Genomic DNA, 19,819 nt, shown 5'->3' with positions numbered 1-19,819 from the left:
ACAACGAAGAATCTTCAACTAGTGAATTGGCTTTATTGAAGAAACTCCTTCTTTCATCCAGACTTTAACTGTCGGTTCCGGCTTTGCACCGGATCCACTGCCAAAAGGCAGGTTGCGGACTTCAAGAACACTTGTTACCGCCGATTGGGAATTACACCCGACCCCGAAGAAGCTATCTATTATAACAAGTTTAACACAATTTATTTAAAAGAAAAGGAAGCGTTCCCGCTTCCGTAATTTAAACCAATTCTTTAGAATAATTTGAAAGATCAATTTCTGTATATTTAATTTCTTTTTGGTTTGGATCAAGCTTCATAGTACTAAATCCAATCCCACGACATGTTTGAATATAAACTCTTCGCTCACTGATATCATAGCCAGCCCAATACCGTGTAAAATCACTCAGCGGATCTTCGGCACTATTTCTTTCCAAACCACGAGGTATAATTACAGTTCTAAAAGCTGAATAAAGTTGATTGATACCATCTTCTTTTTTAAATGGGTCCATAAAACTACTCACCATTGTACTCTTAACATAGCGAGAAGGCGAAGTGTAATCTCCTGGAATTCCAGTCAAACCATAACCGGTTCCCATTTCAACTGGCTCCAAGGTCAATTTATCACTAAGTTTTTTAGGCTTACCACGATTAATGTTATCTAAGCTGATGTAGTTACGAACATTGATCAAATGCCATGAATACTCAGGACTATTGGTCATGACTCCTGTACTATCATAAACTTTAAAAGCACCATGATCAGTTGGTTCCAAAACCACTCCAGCGCCGCTTTCATCAAAAAATGTAAAATGCAATGGAACATGCACCTTTTGTCCGCCCAATTCATAAGCCTGGTCAACTAAAGCATAGTTATGAATTTGTTCTTTAATTTCAGCAACACTCTTAAAATTAGTCAAAACAAAAGTTACAAATTCCTCGCACAACAACCCAGTTAGATTACGTTTAGCCAACTCATCTTTACTAGCATAAGAGCACTCCATCAAAACCTGCATATCGCCAGCAAGACCTGCTTCATTGATTCCATCGAATAAACAAACCGTTCCGGTAGTCGCAACTCCCATCACTGCATATTTGCTATCCCAAGAATTCAACTGACTTTTAATTTGTGAACCTTTTGGAATCGTAATAACACTCGTTGGAGTACCTGGATCCTCGCCAAACATGCCTGCACTATAATCCATCGTTCGACCATAATATACTTGTCCTTCAACTGATCTAACTGTAATACTTGTACACATATCAATCACCTCTCTCTAATTTTCTTATTATACATCTTTTTCTAATAAAAAACAGTTTCAAAGCCGAATTTTATAATTTCTATTCAATATTTCGGTTTGAACCTGCCTCTTAAAAAAATTAATTTTTATTCTGACTTTTTTTGGTCAGTAATCCTTTGAGCCAAACAATCACCGCTGGCAAAATAGAAATAAAAATTATTGCGACCAAAATGAGAGAAAAATGTTTTTGAACAAAAGGCTGCTGACCAAAGAAATAGCCTAAAAGCGTCATGAAGCCAACCCAAGTCACCCCACCGATCAAGTTATAAGCTACGAAATGACGATAAGTCATCTTAGCAGTCCCTGCAACAAAAGGAACCATTGTCCGAATAATCGGCATAAAACGCCCTAAGAAAATCGAAATTTTTCCGTAACGATCAAAAAAGTTTTGCGCTCGCTTTAGATACTCAGGTTTAATAAACCTCTGCCAGCGCGGACTATTTTCAATGTGGTGCCCAAAACGTTTACCAATTTCAAAATTAACAAAATCACCTAAAATCGCAGCCACAACCGAAATAATCATCAATAGCCAGAGGTTAATACCCCCATTTTTTAATGCTGCTAACGAGCCGCCCAGAAATAAAATCGAATCACCTGGCAAAAATGGAAAAATTACCAGTCCGGTTTCCACAAAAAGTACTAAAAAATATAAAACATAAATCCATGAACCATAAAGTTGAATAAATTGAGGTAAATATTTCTCTAAATGAATCAAATAGTCTAAAAACTGCATAAAAAGTCCCTTTAATTAGCGTTAGTAATAATCATAACAAAATTAATACATCAAAAGAAACTTCTTTAAACTATCTTTAACCTTGAGTTTCGTTATGGTAGTGCTTAGGCGCAGTGTCTTTGAGTTCAGATAATAATTCCAGATCCGTTGATGTCAGCTCAAAATCCAACTTCGCATTATCAATAATATGCTTCTCTTGAGTTGATCTTGGAAGTGGCAGAGCCCCTTTTTCTAATACAAACCGCAAAGCTAACTGGGCTGAAGTAACCTGATATTTAGCTGCGATTTCTTTAACCGTGGGATTATTTAACATCAAGCCTGTTGCCAGTGGCGAATAAGCCTCTACCAAAATATCATTTTCCTGGCAGAATTTGCTTATTTTCGGTTCAGTAAAACCAATGTAGTACATAATCTGATTAACTGCTGGTCTAACTGAACTGTTTTCTAACAGATTCTGTAAATCTTCAACATCGAAATTAGAGACGCCAATTGCCTTAGCACAGCCGCTTTGATAAATTTCACTCAAAGCTTGCCAAACTGCTAAATTTTCTTGATTGAATCTTTGGCCTGCTAAATCCCAAGGCCACGGGGCATGAATCAAATACAAATCAACATAATCGACCCCTAAATTTTTTATTGATTGGTCGAAATCCTTCAAGGCTTGATCGTATGATTTGTTTTGAGCAGGTTGTTTAGTCGTTAGAAAAATTTCAGAACGAGCGATCCCAGAATCTTTGATCGCCTCACCAATACTTTTTTCATTTTCATAAACCAGAGCAGTATCAATATGGCGATATCCCGCTTTTAAAGCCCATTTGGTTGAATTGTAGGCAGGGGCTCCATTCGGAATTTCCCAAGTTCCAAAGCCCACTTTGGGGATTTTTATTCCATTATTTAAAGTAAAATTTTCTGTCAAAATTGTCATTTGAACCTCCTATTTACTTTTCATTGTACTCTTTATCGCAGAAATATTTAATATGGCTAACTTAAAATAAGTGAGGATTGAAATCAGCACAATCTACCCCACTTTAACAACAGATAATATTTCTTTTGGCAGTATTGATCATTATTTTATGGAACTAGTCCTTTGCTTTTATTGCATTCGGTTTAGCATCTCTTCACTTGTAGGACGAGAATGATTGTGCTTACAAAAAATACTTATTTAGAGTGAGTCAAAAACATAATGTCTTAGATCTCAAACTTTGTTATAATTAATAAAAGTAAGTTTTTTAGCTAGCTTTCTGCACAAAGAAAAGGATTTAGGGTATTGTTTAAAATACAAAAAAAAGCGTAATGACAGAAAATATTTTATTAAAAATCATCGACAATTTTGATAATTTCAGCTTTACTGAAAAAAAGATCGGCAAGTATATCTTGAATCATCAGGATGAAATTCCCAAGATGAGTATCAAAGATCTAGGTAATGCTAGTGGTACTAGTCAAGCAACCATTGTTCGTTTTTCTCGCTCAGTGGGAGCCACTGGATTTTCAGACTTAAAAATTCAGCTTTCGGCTTTACAAAATCTTGACAAATCTTTACTTGAAGAAATTAATCCTGAAGAAGACCTTGAAAGTATCGAAGGAAAGTTGACGCTCCGAATTCAACAAACTTTGGCTGAAACCAATAAAACCTTAGATGAAACAATCATCAGTAAAGTAGTTGATCTAATCATCGAAAGTAAAAGTATCAGTATATTCGGTATCGGTGCATCACTTTTAGCAGCCAGAGATTTTGTTTTAAAATTTGGTCGTTTAGGTATTAGTCCGTTTTTGGCTCGTGATGCAGATGAAGTAATTGCCCATCTGTCCAATCAACCCACACCGGGTGTTTTTATCGTGATTTCTAATAGTGGAGAACGACCACTATTGAAAAACATTTTAAAATCTGTTCCCCCCGGAAATAAAACTGTGGTATTAACGCGTACTCCAAAAAGTCAATTGGCAAAATGTGCTGATTATGTTTTAACTTATAGTTCAAGTGGATTCCATAATCCAATGAGAACTTCTGCAACTACCAGCCTTTTAGCACAGTTGTATTGCATAGATCTTTTGTATTATCGCTATTTCCAGCGAGACTTTGAGCGTCATGCTCATCAAATCCAAAAATCATACTCCCGAATTCATGGAAAACCTCATCAGAAAAAAATTGTCATTGATAGTGGTATAGTAGATTGTTAATTTTCCCAAACAAAAAAGTGATCACAATTTAGATCACTTTTTTGTTATCTCTTATTTGAAAGGCCAACTCCAACTCGTCAGTAAAAATACCCGCAAGACCTTTAGCAAAACACTTTGACATTTGAAGGGGACGATTAATCGTCCACGCACGGACAGGAAATGCTTGATCCCTTAAAGCATAATGATACCTTGGATGCAAACTTTGAACGACTCCCGCCTGAAGCAATTTTAAAGCCTCACGATCACTAAATTTAAATAAATACGCACACTCAAAATTGCCCATTGAATGTAGTTTGATTAATGTCGGTGCATAAAAACTTGAGAAAATAACTCTGCAATCAACATTTACTTGCTGAATAACTTTAAGGGTAATTTCCTCAATTTCAGGATAATGAATTTTATCTGTCTTAATTTCTAAATTCAAAATTCCGGGATAATCAACTTCTTTAAGATAGCTCAAAAACTCAAAAAGCGTCGGGATTTGTTCGCTAGAGTTCTCTAAATGAAGTTCTTTTAGTTGACTTAAAGTTAAGTCATTTACGTACCTGGGATCTCCTGTCATGCGTTTTAAAGACTCATCATGCATAATTACTGGAACTTGATCTTTCGTTAAATGAACATCCGTTTCAATACCTTCGGCTTTCATTTTTATAGCTGCAGCAAATGCAGCCATCGAATTTTCGGGCTCAGTTAAGTGAAAACCTCGATGGGCAAAAATAGTTGTCACTAAAAATCCCTTTCAAAATTGTTAAAGTACAAAATTGAAGCAACTGAATGTGCAGAAAAAATTTTACCGTCCTTAACCAATTGCAAGGCTTCTTCAAAAGGAACTAAATGATTAGTAACATACTCATCTGCATCAAAATGGCGCTCTCCTTGATTAGATGGGTCAAATTTAACTAAAGCTAAGCCAACCATTTCGTTAGTGAAACCATCGGAACTAGTAACGTAGGTCATCATTTTGACTTCTTGTGCTTGGTAACCCGTTTCTTCTCGCAGTTCTCGTCTAACTGCTTCTTCATCGCTCTCATTTGGATCAGTTAATCCTGCTGGTAAAGCAATAACTTCCCGGTTAACTCCAGTTCGATACTCTTCATTTAGAATAATCCGATGATCGGGAGTTAAAGCCAGAATATTTACCGCTGGTCCATGTTTAATTAAATCTCTTTCAACCGTTAAATCATCCGGCGTCTTGATTACTTGTTTAACTAAATCAAAAATAGGTCCTTTATAAATTTTATTTTCACTTAGAACCTGTCCTTTTTGACCAAATTTCTTAAATTTCACGAATTATTTTTCCTTTTTATTTTCTAAAACCGCGCCTAAAGTTTTAATGCTCCCCAGCGAGTCGGTTACAGAAGTTGGAATTACAACGGTATTAGACTGACTATTTGCTAATTTACCAAAAGCTTCAATACTTTGAGCCGCCAAATATTGATCCGAGGATTGACTAAGAATTTCGTTTTCTTTAGTAATTCGATAAGTCTCAGCATCTGCTGCTACTTTAACAGCTTGAGCATTAGCTTCTGCCGTCGCAATCAAAGCATCGTTATTAGCTTTAGTTGTTAATTCAATACTCCTTGCCTCCCCTTCAGCTTTTGCAATTGCCGCTTCCCGTTCTCTTGTGGCGTTGATCTGTTTATTCATAGATTCTTGAATCTCGGGCGTCGGTTGAATCGTATCAATGTTAATACGGTCAACATTGACCCCGTATGAATCTGTAATTGAGCCTAACTCTTTAGAAAGCTGCGCATTAATTCTTTCAGTTCCATTTAAAACCTCATTAAGTTCCATTGTCCCGATGATTCCCCGCAAATGAGCTCGTGATTGCTGAATCATGCTTTGAACCGAATCAGCATTTTCAAAAGTAAATTTGTATGGATCTGTGACATGGTAGTTCAAAGACAAGCTAATAATTACTTCGGCATTATCTTTAGAGATTACCGACTGTTCGTTTAGTTTGAGCGGCACTTGTGCTAAATCAACGCGATCAACCCGTGTAATAAACGGAAGCACCAGGTGCATTCCTGGTTCTATTTTACGAGAATATTTTCCCAATGTTGAAACCATTCCCACCTGATTTTGCGAAATAATAGCAATTCCTCGATTCAAAATTAAAAATACCACAAAAACAATTAAAATAATTAAAGCAATCCAATTAAAAGTTAGCATATTTTCCTCCTGCCAGATATTTTTCTAATAGCAATACGTTACCCTTGATTCCGGTTATAATCACGGTTTCTCCGATTTTCAAAGGAGTGCTACATTCGTAACGATAATAAATTCCGTTTAAACGCAAAAGATTATCATGGAAATTTTCTTTAGTTAATTCAACCGATTCCCATAAAAGACGATCATCAAAATTATAATCCACTACTGCGTCCTCCTCATTATAAATATTTTAGCACAAGCTCCATTAAAATATCTTTTTAGCTTTGACACTTTCTAAAAAATGTTATTTTGTCAATTTTACTTAAAAGTCTGATCAATAAGAAGGAGTTCTTGCTCGTTTAACTTAATATTTAAAGATTTAGCATTATCTTCAACTTGCGATACTTTCTTGGCTCCCGGAATAACTACCGAAATAGCGGGATTTTTCAAATACCAGGCCAAAACTACTTCTGCTACACTGACTTCGTGTTCAGCTGCCAACCGTCGCAAAACATCAACACGTTGATTAATTTCTTTAAATTGCTGACCCTTAAAATTCGGGTCATCGTGGCGAACGTCTCCAACTGGAAAACTTTGTTCTTCTTGATATTTACCAGTTAGCAGGCCGGATGCCAAAGGGAAATATGGAACAAAAGAAATCTGTTCTTGTTTTAAATAGTCAAACCGATCCTGTTCCATTTCGCGGTGAATTAGGCTGTATTGTTCTTCATCGACATCAACTAAGCCATCACGATTTGCTTCAATTAATTGATCTTTACTTAAATTGGAAACTCCGATTGCTCTAATTTTTCCAGCTTTTTTCAAATCATTAAGAGCTGACACAGCCTCATTAAGCGGAGTCTTACCAGCCGGAAAATGAATATAGAAAATATCTAGATAATCGGTATTTAACCGTTTCAAGCTATCTTCCACCGCCTGTCTTAAAAATTCCGGCGAGTTATCTAATTCTAAACTTCCATCTGGCTGTAATTTTTGGGCGCCTTTACTAGCAATCTGAATTTTACTTCGATCCATTCCCTTAATTGCCTGACCAATCAATTTTTCGGATTCGCCCAATCCGTAAACAAACGCGGTATCAAGCAATGTAATCCCTGAAGCAATGGATTTTTGGACAATGCGAATCCCTTCTTGATCGTCGAGATTACTAAATAAATTGTGCCCCCCAACAGCGTTAGTACCTAGTCCCATCGGAGTTGTCTCAACTGAACTTTTACCAATTTTAACCATTTTAAATCTCCTTATATTATTTTTTTTCAAAGAAAAATTGGTTCACTTCTTTACCGCTTGATGTGCCTTCGATCAGCCAAGAGTGCGCAACTTTTCCAGGTAATTTTCGATCTTCATAACTTGCAGTCTGTCCATAAATCAATTTCCCTGCTTTGACACTTTTAACTGGCACTACTCCGTCTGAATCATCACCGACATCACTGTAAAAATTGCGGACAATTAAATTGGACGGAATTTTACTTTTATTAACCAAAAGCGGTTTAAGATCAGAGGAAATAGTCTTATTGTCTGAGGCTTCAACACCATTAAATGGGGCTCCCAAAAACATCAAGCGATCAGCCTTAGGGTCATTCGGTTTAACGTGCTCTTCAAGGTAATAAGTAATAATCGGTCCCCCGTTAGAGTGACCAAGATAGTTAAAACGTTCAAATTCGTAATGATCCGACAAATAGCGCAAGGCCGAGCCAAACCAAGCACCTTGTTCGGGCACTGCTTGATCGGAACTATCAACAAAAGCTACTACCACCAAAGGGTAGCTCGCAGTACTCGTTAGTCTACCGCTGGCTCGAACTTTTCCTTTTTGATCTACCGTTAATTTCAACACAGAAGTTTTTGAATGATTTTTTTGAATCACTTTAATCATCGAATCGTAACTATCGGCAACTCCGCCAGATCCGGGAATCATAATTAATGGTTCTTTAATCGCTTTTCGAGGCTCGTCGATTGAAGAAGAATTATCTTCTTTAGGTTTTAACCCAATTGCCAGAACTGCTAGGAAAACGAGCAAAATCACTAAGCTAATTAAAATATTTTTTCGTTTCATGACCTGATTATAACTTATTTTTGGAAAATAATGCCCGTAAGATCATAAAGTGTTCCGTTTTTGAAATTACTATTTGAAATTTTTTTACCATTTTTAACAATCCAATTAATAATCTCTTGGTGTCCAGAACACTGATTCGTATAATAATAATATTTTACCTCGCCCGCTCTTACCATTTTTTGAAACTCTTTTAAATCTATTACTGGATCTGTTCCGTTAAATCCGCCCATTGCCATCACTGCCTCACCGCTCTTAATGATATAAGGAGCAGCCGTACTGGAATCATTTGTGGCAAAAAGATATTTAGCCGAGATGCGATTTTTTTGAAGAAAAGTTAAAAGGGTTTGATCGATCTCGAAACCGTGATCTTTATTACGTAATAGTTGTGGCCCCGCTGAAGGGTAAGCGTCGGATAATCCTGCGATCGTTGGTGTCAATGACCACCAAGCCGGCGCCACGAGGCAAACTGTAACAAGAGCTAGAAGATTTTTTTGCTTTGATGTTGTCAACAAAACGGCAATAATAGCCAAAATTGCTGCATTCCATCGATAATAAAACGATACGTAATAGATTTGGAGTAAAAACGTCACGATTAGCGCTCCTGGTAGCAACATTCGCTGCCAAGCTAGGCCATTATAAAATAGTTGAACTAACGCTGGCAAGCCAATGCCAAACAACGCCGCAATTGGCGGTGCTAGCATGACCAAATAGTACGGATGAAAAAAATTTGCAAGCGAAAAGAAGCCGTAGACTGGAATTAACCAAGCTAACCACAATAGGATTTGCTGTTGTTTCTTCACACTTAAGACGCCAATTGCCCCAATCAGCGCCAATGGCAAGAGCCAACTGATTTGCGGACCTAAATCTGCTTGAAATATGCGAAACAATCCAGGTTTTCCAATCATAAATGCTGGATCGATTTTCTGTTGATCTGAAACAATCTTTGCTTGTGGAGTTGAATTATTTTTTTGCGTCGATTGACCTAACAGGCGCTCAATTCCGTTATAACCAAAAGCCAGATTTAGCACCGAATTATTAGTCGAACCACCGATATAAGGCCGCTTACTTGCAGGAGTAAGATCGACGGTAAGCGGCCAAAACAGGGTAAATATCACAAGTACCACTGTTGCTAAGCTTAGATTCTTTAGTTTTTGTGTCAAGTTACAAGGACTTGCGATAAAATAAAACAAATACATCATCGGCAAAATCATAAAAGCCTGGAGCATCTTAATATTAAAGGCAACCCCCACCAGCGCAAAACTCAACATCAGCCACCGTGACTGATGAACTTCGATTGATTTTTCAAGAAAATAAACTGCCAGTAACAAAAAGAAAATCAAAGTTGGATCCATGTTGTTACTACGAGAATTAGCTACCACAATCGGAGTTAAGGTTAAGGCAAGCGCTGCTAATCGACCAGAAGTTTTCCCGAAATATGGACTCACCAATTGATAAATTAGCCAGATCGAAGCTACCCCAAACAAAATTGAAGGCAAAACCACACTCCAGCCGTGAACACCAAAAATTTTAGCACTTATTGTCATAAACCACAGCGCCACCGGCGGCTTATCTACAGTAATATAGCCCGCCGGATCAAAACTCGCATACCAAAAATTAGCCCAACTTTGAGTCATGCTTTTAATCGCAGCGGTATAGAAATCATTCGCATTACCAGCGTTGCAAATGTTCCAGCTATAAAGAAACAGCGCTAGGAGGAGGATTGCCCCAAGAGACCAGTCAATCTTTTTCTCTTTCATAGATCTCAATTCTTAAAAAAAGCAGGCGTTTCCCTGCTTTTAATCAACTGCACTGTGCTGTAATTTGAACATTTTGGCATAATATCCGCCCCGTTTAATTAAAGTCTCATGAGTTCCAGCTTCAATAATCTGCCCGCTGTCTAGAACCAAAATTTGATCCGCATCAACAATCGTTGAAAGCCGATGCGCAATCGCAATTGTTGTCCGACCATTTTGCATCGCCTTCAAACTTGCTTGAATCTGTTCTTCTGTTTGAGTATCAATATTGGCTGTCGCTTCGTCTAAAACCAAAATTTTCGGATCAGTGACCATCGTTCTAGCAAAAGCTAATAACTGCTTTTCGCCGGTTGAAAACTGCTTACCACCTTCAATAACTTTTTCGTCGTATTGTTGCGGTAATCTTTCAATAAAACGGTCTGCGTGAACGATTTGAGCAGCTTGTTTCACTTCTTGATCTGAAATTTTGGTGTTAAACATCCGGATATTTGATTTAACATCGCCATAAAATATAAATGAATCCTGCAAGACCAGTCCCAATTTATGCCTAATTTCTGCAATTGGATAATCCCGGATATCCTGATCATCAATTAGAACATCTCCTGATCCAAATTCATAAAAGCGCATCAAAACGTTAATGATCGAACTTTTGCCGCTACCAGTATGTCCGACAAGCGCTAAAGTCTGCCCTGGTTCAACAACAAATGAAAGATCTTTTAAAATCGGATCGTGATCATTATAAGAGAAATTCACGTGACGAAATTCAACTTTACCTCTTGTAATCTTCAATTCAGCTTTCGAATGCTGCTCTGGATTTTTGACATCCGAATCCATAATCCGAAAAATCCGGCTGCCGGAAACAATTCCATCCTGAAAAGTCGATAAAACATCCATAATATTGACAAATGGATTGAAGAAATTGCTGGTTAAATTTACGAAAAGAAAAACATATCCGACTTCAATCGGATTATGAAAACTCATAACGCCAAAATAAGACAAAATCAAAATATCAGCTAATCCGTTTAATAGATTAATGATCGGCGCCAGTAACAAAGCATTCATCTTAATGACATTCTTGCGGGCATTATAGTAAGATTCATTCGTTTGATCAAATTGTTTCTGGATTCGTCTTTCTTGGCGAAATTGTTGAATGATGTTAATTCCCTCAACCGATTCTGAAATTTTGACGTTAATCTCTGATAGTCGCTGTCTCATTTGACGATAATTTTTCGTACTAACGTAAAAATAAATGCGCGCAATTATCAAAATCACTGGAATAAAACACATTAAATAGAGCGTCAACTGACTATTTTTCATGTACAAGGTCGTTAGGGAAGTAATAATTGAGACGATCCCCGAAATAATCGCATAGAAAAGGTACCAAAAATCATTCATCGACTCAGTATCATTAACGAGTCTTGAAACAATGGACCCAGCAGGAACACGATCAAAGAAAGTCATCCCAAGTCCCATTACCTTTTGATACAGCGTTTTTCTCAAATCCTGTTTAGCTCGCTCCATCGCGTTATAGTAAACGAATGAAGAAATGTACTGCGTAATAACCCGAATGATCACGAAAGCCAAGTATGAGAAAGTAAAACCCAACAAAAGCTTGGTCGCCGTTTCGCCTTTTTTTAAATGCTCATCTAAAAGCGTTTGAATTAGAGTCATCATTTCAATATAAACAAGACTCGTAACAATCCCTAAAATAATCGAAAAGATCAGGTGCCAAGGATATTTCATCAAATAACGGTTAAGGCGACCAACAATGTGAAATTGCTCTTTTAAAGTAAAATGTTTGGCCCAGACTGATTCATTTTGTTCTTCATTATCCATCAGTTAAACCTCCCATTCGATCTGATTCTTGCTTATTCCAAGTGTCGAAATACCAACCTTTTAAAGCTAACAATTCTTCATGGGTGCCGCGCTCAACAATTGAACCTGAGCCCATGACAATAATTTCGTTGGCATCCATCACACTGCTTAAACGTTGAGCAAGGATCACCGTCGTTTTACCATTTCGTTCGTGCTTTAAATTATGCAAAATATTTTTCTCTGTGAGTGCATCAACAGCCGACAAAGCATCATCTAAAATTAAAATATCTGGATCAGTAATTAACGCTCTGGCGATCGCAATTCGTTGCTGCTGTCCACCAGAAAGCGATACTCCCCGCTGACCAACCATGGTATCGTATTTCTTTGGAAAATTTTCAATATCACGATCAATATCTGCAATCTGAGCCGCCTGTTTAATCTCAGAAATAGAAGCATCGTAACGCGCAAACTTAATATTTTCCCCGATCGTCGAAGTGAACAAGAAATTATCTTGCGGAACATAACCGATCGCATGAAGATACGAATCAAGCGAATACTCTTTAATATTTTTGCTTGAGTAAACAATCTCGCCGTCGTACTCGTCAAAGGTCCGCAGCAAAAGTTTAATAATACTGCTTTTACCTGACCCGACGGGTCCAACGATCCCCAACATTTGTCCTTGTTTCACGTCGAATTTCACATTAGTTAAAGCAGGATCTTGATCATCTGGATACTCAAAACTCTTAATCTGATAAGACAGATCGCCATTTGGAATCTTTTGATCATCATGCATTGATTCAATAATGCTGCTTTTTTCATGCATCAAAAAATTAATTCGATCGTAACTTGCATCTCCTCGCTCCATAATGTTGAAAATCTGACCAATTGCAAACATCGGCCAAGTTAAATTCAAAATATATGAAAAATAGGAAACTAATTTTCCAACGCTTAAACTACCAGCTGCGACCATCCCGCCACCAATAAAAATTGTCAAAACGTAAGTCATTCCAATAAATAGTTGTGCTGAAAGGTCAAACAGCGGATCGATATAGAAAATTTTACGAGCAGCCCGATAGGATTTCTGAGTTAATCCCGCAAAATCATCAAAATCTTCTTTTTCTTGCCCCAAAGATTTAATTACTTTAATGCCACTCATACTTTCCTGTGCTTTATCATCCAAACGAGAAAATGAGGCTTGGTAATGATCATAAGCTTTATGCATCCATTTCCCGAGTACAAAAGCGGTCCAGGCCAAAAAAGGCATTGGAATCAAAGTTAGAGCCGTCAATTTAGGACTAACGATAAAAATCATGGCAAAAATTGTCGTTAAACCTGTCACAATCGCATCAACGAGCGATAAAACTCCCCCACCGACAACTTGCTGAACGGCACTAATATCATTGGTAGCGTGCGCCATCAAATCGCCAACTCGATATTTCTGGAAAAACTTTTCATCCATTTTCAAATAGTGATGGAAAAGTCGCCCTCTAAGAGTCTGTTCTAGTTTTGCAGCACCGCCAAATAGCGCATAACGCCAAATAAAACGCATGCCATAATCAATTAAAGTTAATAGTAAAATCAAAAAGACCTGGAACAATAAAGTTTGCCAGGTCAAAGTGTGTTTATTAAGCTCATCAACAATCATTCCGATGATTAATGGTGGAAAGATATGTAAAATCGCAAGAAACAACAAATCACTGATCCCGATTAAATATCTTTTCCACTCAGCTTTAATAAACCAAGAAAGTTTTGAAAATATATTCATTATTACTTCTTTCGTTTATTTGCTTTACGCTGCGCCTCTTTCATGCTCTCCATTACCTGGTGGAGTTTCTTTGATGAGGGTGTTTGCCCCATCTGCATCATCATCGCACGCATCATATCTTCAGTTATTGGCGGTTTCTCGACCAACTCTTTCTTAATTGTTGAACGAGCAACAAATACCCCAATCACCATGCCGCCAATAAGGCCCACAACTAACGCTAAAATAATCCACATAATCATTATTATTTCTCTCCCTACTTTAATCTTCTTTTAAACTATTGGGCTTCTTGCTATCATTTGAACGAGCAATAAATAACCCGATCGCAACTCCTGCACCTAAACATGCTGCGAACCCAACGAACGAAATCCCTAAAAACAAAAATGTCCAAGACATATTACAACTCCTTAAAATTTAATCTTTACGTAAGCCTTTTTTCTTTTGGATTTCCTTAAGTTTATCAGGTGTGACATCGTTTCCTTCTGGATCAATAACCTTTAAACTCTCAATTTGTGAACGAAATCCTTCCTTAAATTCAGCTAGATACTTTTGCCGTAATTCAGCTTGTTCTTTCTTCTGTTCATCGGTAAGTTCGCCTTTTTCTGCCAAGTGAGCTAGCTCATTAATCCGTTTTAAATATTTGTTTTCCATCGTCAACTCACCTCTTTTATTTGATTAAATATTGACTACTAGTATAAGGTAAATAAACAGTTTGGGCAACTTTTGCATCAAAAAAAGCCCTGAACAAGGACTTTTATCTGCGATCTACTTACGTACTTCTTTAATTCTTGCTGCTTTTCCACGAAGTTCACGGAAATAATAAAGTTTAGATCTTCTAACTTTACCAACTTTCATAACTTCAATCTTAGCAACTCGTGGTGAATGAAGTGGAAATGTTCTTTCTACCCCAATGCCACTGGACATTTTACGAACAGTATAAGTAGCATTGATTGCATCGCCGCCCTTACGTTTAATTACGACACCTTCAAAAATCTGAATTCTTTCTCTTTTGCCTTCGACAATTCGTGCATGTACCCGAACCGTGTCGCCAGCTTTAAACTTAGGAAGATCCGTTTTCTTCTGGTCTTTAGTAATTTCTTCAATAATCGGATTCATTCTAACCTCCAAAAAATTAATTATCTGATGATTCATGAGCCAGAAATTCTTGATATAAATCTGGCCTTTTTTCTTTTGTTCTTTTAATTGCTTCTTGTAATTGATAATCTCTGATTGCTTGGTGATCACCGCTCACTAGAATATCAGGTACTTTTAGTCCTCTAAACTCGCGCGGTCTTGTATATTGAGGATATTCCAACAAACCGTTAGCAAATGATTCATCCTGAGCTGATTCGTTGTTGCCTAGTACTCCTGGCAGCAATCGAATCACACTATCCATCATTACCATACTTACCAATTCTCCGCCAGATAAGACAAAATCTCCAAGTGAAACTTCATCAGTCGCTAGCGTTTTGACTCGTTCATCAAAGCCCTCATAATGCCCACAGATAAAAACTAAATGTTTTTCTGTTGCAAGTTCACTTGCGAACTTTTGATCAAAACGTCGTCCGCCCGGATCTAAGATAATCGTGCGCGGAGTGTCGCCTTGATCAATTGTATCATATGCACTGAATAACGGTTGCGCCATCAAAAGCATTCCCGGTCCACCACCAAAAGGTGTATCGTCAACATGGCGCTGTTTGTTTTCGGTAAACTCCCGAAAGTTAATCAAATTTAATTCAACTAACTTTGTCTCCAACGCTTTACCGATCACCGACGAGTTAAGAGCCGCAAACATTTCGGGAAAAAGTGTTAAAACGTCAATTTTCATTGGTACACAGAGTTAGATCCACGATAATCTTTTGATTTTCTAGATCTACTTTCTTGATAAAATCAGGCAAATACGGCAGCAACAGTTCGCGATCCTTAAGAGTTTTCACTACCCAAACATCATTAGGACCATAATGTAGCACATCTTTTAAACGCCCCACTTCCTCTTGTGATTGCGTAAAAACAGGCAACCCCAAAAGATCAGAGACGTAAAACTCATCAGGTGCTAGTTGATCATGACGTTCATTAACATAGAGGTTTTGACCAATCAAAGGTTCAACTGCGTTTATATCCTCATAGCCTTCAAAAGTTATAAACCAAAAGCCTTGTTGTTCACGGCTTTTAGCTACTTTTAAAGTTCCCTTATCCGTTAAGAGCTTTGCTCCGACTTGAAAACGCGAGGGAAAATCAGTCGTTGACTTGACTTTCACTTCACCTTTTAAGCCACGAGTTTTCACAATAATCCCCACTTGAAAACGAACGGGCTGTTTATCCATTATTAGCGATCACCGAGATTTGAACTTTTTTGAGTCCTAAGTGACCAAACGCCCTGACTACCTGCTGAATATTTTCAGCAACGCTGCCATTGCGACCAATCAAGCGACCGACGTCAGTTCCTGCTGCATGAATTGAGCATTGAATCACATTGTTGTCTTCTTTAATCTCAATATTTAATTTATTTTCAAATTCGACCATCGGCGCAACCAGCGTTCTGATCAATTTTTGTAGATCACCATTCATAATTTATCAATTACTTTTTCGTATATTTTTCGTCGTGATACTTCTTCATGACGCCAAGGTTAGAAAGAAAACTTCTGACCGTATCAGATGGCTGAGCGCCTTTCTTTAACCAATCTAATGCCTTATCTTGATCTAATTCTAATTTTTGTGGATTAGCTAAAGGATCAAAATAACCTAACTGTTCGATATAACGACCATCACGTGGCATTCTAGAATCAGCTACTACGATCCGATAAAACGGCTTCTTTTTTCTACCAATTCTCGTCATTCTAATTTTTACTGCCATTAAACGTACTCCTTTTGTTAAGATAACTTAAACATTCTACCAACTTTTTTGAATGGTGTAAAGTACTTTTGCTTGACAGCCAAATAAAAAAAGAGCGTCAATCATTTCTGATCAACACTCAATTAAATTTATGGCGTTGCATTCACCAAGGTAAATGTCACCGTTGCGTTGTATTTCCCGGCTTTCGGAATATTGCTAGGATTTGCTTTAAATCTCAAATCCCAAGGATAATTCTTCACATCTTGATACGCGCTTGTCCCCGTTTCGTTATATAGAACTTGCGCTGTTGACGACAAATGCGTCGCCGTCCCTGAGATCGTGTCGTGATAATAAAGCGGATCGCCGTTAATTACTTTTGTCGGATCCGTTGCGTGCTTCAACGGATTCGTTACCGCTGCTTCAATGCGCCAATTCTTGCCCGCTCTTACATTTCGGTTATCTGTCACTTTCAAATTCTGCGCTGAACTTTTGTATTCTTTATTTCTCAGCGCCCCAAGGTTCCGTTTTTGAAGTGAGAAGCAGTTCGATTTGAAAAAAACCAGCTAGATCAATTTAGATCTGGCTGGCTGGAAAATCACTTATCAACACTGATTGACATATATCACTTATTTTCCCAACTTCTTCCGGTAAGTGTTCATTTCTTCAATGTTCTTCTTCGGAAATTTCCATTTTTCAATCAAATCATGATTACTTGGAACACAAGCAAAATTGTCGTACATGTTTTTGATTGCATCATTCCAAGTTTTAAAACCTTTTTGATTTGTATAGGGAGATTTAGGATCAGGATTCATTACGTATCCATTCATCAGCATCGCTAGACTTTCATCTGGTTTAGTGTTCTTTACCGTTTGTTCTGAGCTATAGAACAGCTCGCAATGATTAACGTCTTTCACGTACTCTTTTAATTCTTGATGTGAGTGTGGTCCATCACCGTACAATAATTTGCCTCTCTTTAAAACTAATTTCTTCCAGTGTTCATAGTCCTCCTTCGTAGTGATGTTAATTTCATAACTTTTCGGGAAGAAAGAAAGTACCCTAGTGGGCGTGTTATCTTCCATTCTAATTTGCCTTGAAATCGGAACGACTGTGCTTATTTCCTTATATCCTTTATTCCTAGCAATATTATGTTGATAACTGTAAACGGACATATATACTGCGAACGCAATCATAGGAACAGTAATTATAGAAACAAAGATGATTAAGACTTTGCGAATTTTTTTCATACATTAAGTACCAATACAATCATTTAGTAAGTGCCAACACGATATGCATAATATCCATAATTATGATCGAACATATTTTTTAAGTCATATGGTAAAATCCACCCCTGGTTAGCAACATATCTTTTAACTACCGGAGAGCTACCCGATCCATGGTAAAAGGCTTGGAAAACAAGTTTGGAACAATAATTTGGATTTCTACCACCCAAACCTATTGTTAGCTGATAATTTATGTGGATGTTTTTATTATACCCATTATAGGTGCTATAATAATGTGAATCTGCATAATCGGCCACTCTCTGTGCCATTCTACTATCATTTAGTCTCCAAATTTCAATATTTTCGCTAATATGATTTCTGTGGGGGTGACCTTTTGCAACCCAATCCCATGGAAATAACCAATCTTCAATTACATATTGATTATTATTGGAATGTAACGTGCCACCAAACCAATCAAATATGTTGCCACCGCCAGTCATTTCAAGTAAATAATTTCTGGAGGTTGCAATGGCAGCATGACCTAACCCACCATTAGTAATGAGTACTATATCTCCTTTTCGAATATCATTTCTAAACCGTTGAGCGTTTGCCGCTTGTGATGGCGTACATCCACGTGTTAAACCGTTAGATTTCTCAACCTTCTTTTGGACGTATCCTTCCCCGCTAGGAGAAGCTCCGTTATTACACCACTTTTCAAACCAGTCTGTATAACTTAAAGTTGGATCCAATTGTCTCATTGATAGGAAAGTGCTGAACCCATTTCGATAATTTTTCGAATAAACAGCTAAACTATTCTTACTGGGATCAATCTTTCCTTTTTTTACTTCTGAGTCATAAGCAAAGCTAATTAAATCAGGGTGAGTATTTGGATTTTGAAGCTCTAAACTCATGGTCTGTGTCAAGGATTTTGCGTTTATTTGATCAATATTATCCTTGGATTCCATTGAAGTTACCTGTTCACCAGAATTTGTTTTTGCTTGATCAGTATTATTTTCTACAGATTCCTTTGAACCCTGTTCACCAGAATTGGGATTTGTTTGATCGGTACTATTTTCTATGGATTCCTTTGAACCTTGTTCATCAGAATTCGAATTTATCTGGTTATAATTATTTTCTGTATCAGCATTTACCGCCGTAATCGGTAAGCAAATTGCTAATCCAATAGTGCTAATATAAGTTGCAAGTTTATATCTAAATTTCATTGATTTACTCCTTCAAATTATGTTTGTGTTTACAACGGCCACTAGAATTTTTTTGGCCTTGACCAGCTTAAAACAAATGATCAATAAGCAGAAATATACTTGCAATAGAATCACATAGATAATACCCCCAAATATCGAAAAAATAACAATTACAGTTATTTACATTAATTATAATTAGCCAACAGTACTTTCCTCCTTTTCTATGATAATTAAATTAACATACAGGCAATAATTATGCAAATAAATTTCATTTAAAGTTTTTTACTATACATAATCTTGTACTATAGTCTTTGAATTTACAGTGATTATATGTAAGCACCAAATAATCGACGTGTTTTTTTACCACCGAAGATTCATTATAATTATCTCAATCAAATATTTGAGGTGATTATATAGACCAGACTCAGCGCTTAGGAAGTGCTATATGAATAGACTGATTAATTTTCAGGCTCTTAAAGCAATTTATTTAATATGTGGCAAAACTGATTTACGCAAATCGATCGATGGTTTAGCTGCCATCGTCCATGATCAATTTGAACTGGATCCTTTTCAACCGCAATTGTTTCTCTTTTGCGGTACAAAGCGCGACCGATTTAAAGCCCTCTACCATGAACACGATGGCTTTGTCTTACTCTATAAGCGAATTGATCGTGGAAGATTTCAATGGCCTAATGAACCAGAAGAGCTACTCAAACTGGATCAAAAACAACTCGCAGATCTTTTGAATGGATTCGGCATTATATCCACCATCAAGAAGTCAGAACCAGGGTACTTCTATTAACATA

At 37.2% G+C, this 19,819-nt stretch carries 25 protein-coding genes and 1 riboswitch; of the genes, 2 read left to right on the top strand and 23 right to left on the bottom strand.

Annotated features, from left to right (window positions below):
- Positions 1-41: 41 nt before the first annotated feature.
- Positions 42-175, bottom strand: a riboswitch (FMN riboswitch).
- A gap of 63 nt (positions 176-238) precedes the next feature.
- The 3 genes from R8495_RS03195 to R8495_RS03185 all read right to left on the bottom strand — a co-directional run bounded on the left by R8495_RS03195 (position 239) and on the right by R8495_RS03185 (position 2,952).
- Positions 239-1,255 (bottom strand): linear amide C-N hydrolase, encoded by a 1,017-nt coding sequence (locus tag R8495_RS03195; protein ID WP_317636123.1) that lies wholly within the window; start codon positions 1,253-1,255, stop codon positions 239-241.
- 118 nt (positions 1,256-1,373) lie between these two features.
- Positions 1,374-2,027: a VTT domain-containing protein gene (locus tag R8495_RS03190; protein WP_317636122.1), complete on the bottom strand. Its 654-nt coding sequence runs from the start codon at positions 2,025-2,027 to the stop codon at positions 1,374-1,376.
- A 76-nt stretch (positions 2,028-2,103) separates the two neighbouring features.
- Positions 2,104-2,952 carry an aldo/keto reductase gene (locus R8495_RS03185; protein ID WP_317636121.1) on the bottom strand — a complete coding sequence of 283 codons (849 nt, stop codon included), beginning with the start codon at positions 2,950-2,952 and terminating at the stop codon, positions 2,104-2,106.
- 368 nt (positions 2,953-3,320) lie between these two features.
- On the opposite strand from R8495_RS03185, the gene R8495_RS03180 reads away from it, so the two are divergent.
- Positions 3,321-4,205: a MurR/RpiR family transcriptional regulator gene (locus R8495_RS03180; protein WP_317636120.1), complete on the top strand. Its 885-nt coding sequence runs from the start codon at positions 3,321-3,323 to the stop codon at positions 4,203-4,205.
- Positions 4,206-4,233: 28 nt separating this feature from the next.
- Here the strand turns inward: R8495_RS03180 and R8495_RS03175 are convergent, their stop codons facing one another.
- The 20 genes from R8495_RS03175 to R8495_RS03080 form a co-directional block, all read right to left on the bottom strand.
- Positions 4,234-4,932 carry a glycerophosphodiester phosphodiesterase family protein gene (locus tag R8495_RS03175; protein WP_317636119.1) on the bottom strand — a complete coding sequence of 233 codons (699 nt, stop codon included), beginning with the start codon at positions 4,930-4,932 and terminating at the stop codon, positions 4,234-4,236.
- Positions 4,932-5,492, bottom strand: coding sequence for an NUDIX hydrolase (locus tag R8495_RS03170; protein ID WP_317636118.1), 561 nt, complete (start codon positions 5,490-5,492; stop codon positions 4,932-4,934). Before R8495_RS03170 ends, R8495_RS03175 begins: the two co-directional genes overlap by 1 nt.
- Before the next feature lie 3 nt (positions 5,493-5,495).
- Positions 5,496-6,377: an SPFH domain-containing protein gene (locus tag R8495_RS03165; protein WP_317636117.1), complete on the bottom strand. Its 882-nt coding sequence runs from the start codon at positions 6,375-6,377 to the stop codon at positions 5,496-5,498.
- Entirely contained in the window at positions 6,364-6,579 is a 216-nt protein-coding gene (locus tag R8495_RS03160; RefSeq protein WP_317636116.1) for an NfeD family protein, read from the bottom strand. The genes R8495_RS03165 and R8495_RS03160 overlap by 14 nt, the downstream gene beginning before the upstream one ends.
- 95 nt (positions 6,580-6,674) lie before the next feature.
- Positions 6,675-7,604, bottom strand: coding sequence for an aldo/keto reductase (locus R8495_RS03155; protein ID WP_317636115.1), 930 nt, complete (start codon positions 7,602-7,604; stop codon positions 6,675-6,677).
- Positions 7,605-7,620: 16 nt separating this feature from the next.
- Entirely contained in the window at positions 7,621-8,427 is an 807-nt protein-coding gene (locus R8495_RS03150; protein ID WP_317636114.1) for an alpha/beta fold hydrolase, read from the bottom strand.
- A gap of 14 nt (positions 8,428-8,441) precedes the next feature.
- Entirely contained in the window at positions 8,442-10,184 is a 1,743-nt protein-coding gene (locus R8495_RS03145; RefSeq protein ID WP_317636113.1) for an ArnT family glycosyltransferase, read from the bottom strand.
- Positions 10,185-10,223: 39 nt separating this feature from the next.
- Positions 10,224-12,017 (bottom strand): ABC transporter ATP-binding protein, encoded by a 1,794-nt coding sequence (locus R8495_RS03140; protein ID WP_317636112.1) that lies wholly within the window; start codon positions 12,015-12,017, stop codon positions 10,224-10,226.
- Positions 12,010-13,761, bottom strand: a complete 1,752-nt coding sequence (locus R8495_RS03135; protein ID WP_317636111.1) for an ABC transporter ATP-binding protein — start codon at positions 13,759-13,761, stop codon at positions 12,010-12,012. The genes R8495_RS03140 and R8495_RS03135 overlap by 8 nt, the downstream gene beginning before the upstream one ends.
- A gap of 2 nt (positions 13,762-13,763) precedes the next feature.
- Positions 13,764-14,000, bottom strand: a complete 237-nt coding sequence (locus R8495_RS03130; RefSeq protein WP_317636110.1) for a YneF family protein — start codon at positions 13,998-14,000, stop codon at positions 13,764-13,766.
- Positions 14,001-14,019: 19 nt separating this feature from the next.
- A complete protein-coding gene (locus R8495_RS03125; protein ID WP_317636109.1) occupies positions 14,020-14,154 on the bottom strand; it encodes a hypothetical protein in 135 nt (44 codons plus the stop codon).
- An 18-nt stretch (positions 14,155-14,172) separates the two neighbouring features.
- Positions 14,173-14,409, bottom strand: a complete 237-nt coding sequence (locus R8495_RS03120) for a DUF896 domain-containing protein (RefSeq protein ID WP_317636108.1) — start codon at positions 14,407-14,409, stop codon at positions 14,173-14,175.
- A gap of 114 nt (positions 14,410-14,523) precedes the next feature.
- Positions 14,524-14,874, bottom strand: coding sequence for a 50S ribosomal protein L19 (gene rplS / locus R8495_RS03115; protein WP_317636107.1), 351 nt, complete (start codon positions 14,872-14,874; stop codon positions 14,524-14,526).
- Positions 14,875-14,890: 16 nt separating this feature from the next.
- Positions 14,891-15,586, bottom strand: a complete 696-nt coding sequence (gene trmD / locus R8495_RS03110) for a tRNA (guanosine(37)-N1)-methyltransferase TrmD (RefSeq protein WP_317636106.1) — start codon at positions 15,584-15,586, stop codon at positions 14,891-14,893.
- Complete coding sequence (rimM, locus tag R8495_RS03105; RefSeq protein ID WP_317636105.1) at positions 15,576-16,082, bottom strand: ribosome maturation factor RimM; 507 nt, start codon at positions 16,080-16,082, stop codon at positions 15,576-15,578. The genes trmD and rimM overlap by 11 nt, the downstream gene beginning before the upstream one ends.
- Positions 16,075-16,326, bottom strand: a complete 252-nt coding sequence (locus R8495_RS03100) for a KH domain-containing protein (protein ID WP_317636104.1) — start codon at positions 16,324-16,326, stop codon at positions 16,075-16,077. Before R8495_RS03100 ends, rimM begins: the two co-directional genes overlap by 8 nt.
- Positions 16,327-16,336: 10 nt before the next feature.
- Positions 16,337-16,612, bottom strand: coding sequence for a 30S ribosomal protein S16 (gene rpsP / locus R8495_RS03095; RefSeq protein WP_317636103.1), 276 nt, complete (start codon positions 16,610-16,612; stop codon positions 16,337-16,339).
- A 128-nt stretch (positions 16,613-16,740) separates the two neighbouring features.
- A complete protein-coding gene (locus R8495_RS03090) occupies positions 16,741-17,058 on the bottom strand; it encodes a hypothetical protein (RefSeq protein WP_317636102.1) in 318 nt (105 codons plus the stop codon).
- 159 nt (positions 17,059-17,217) lie between these two features.
- Positions 17,218-17,835, bottom strand: a complete 618-nt coding sequence (locus R8495_RS03085) for a hypothetical protein (RefSeq protein ID WP_317636101.1) — start codon at positions 17,833-17,835, stop codon at positions 17,218-17,220.
- A 23-nt stretch (positions 17,836-17,858) separates the two neighbouring features.
- Entirely contained in the window at positions 17,859-19,034 is a 1,176-nt protein-coding gene (locus R8495_RS03080) for a hypothetical protein (protein WP_317636100.1), read from the bottom strand.
- Positions 19,035-19,458: 424 nt separating this feature from the next.
- On the opposite strand from R8495_RS03080, the gene tnpB reads away from it, so the two are divergent.
- Positions 19,459-19,815: an IS66 family insertion sequence element accessory protein TnpB gene (tnpB, locus tag R8495_RS03075; protein ID WP_317636099.1), complete on the top strand. Its 357-nt coding sequence runs from the start codon at positions 19,459-19,461 to the stop codon at positions 19,813-19,815.
- Positions 19,816-19,819: the final 4 nt, after the last annotated feature.

The organism is Xylocopilactobacillus apicola, from assembly GCF_033095985.1.
Taxonomy (GTDB): domain Bacteria; phylum Bacillota; class Bacilli; order Lactobacillales; family Lactobacillaceae; genus Xylocopilactobacillus; species Xylocopilactobacillus apicola.
This window is presented reverse-complemented; position numbering and strand designations above follow the sequence as displayed.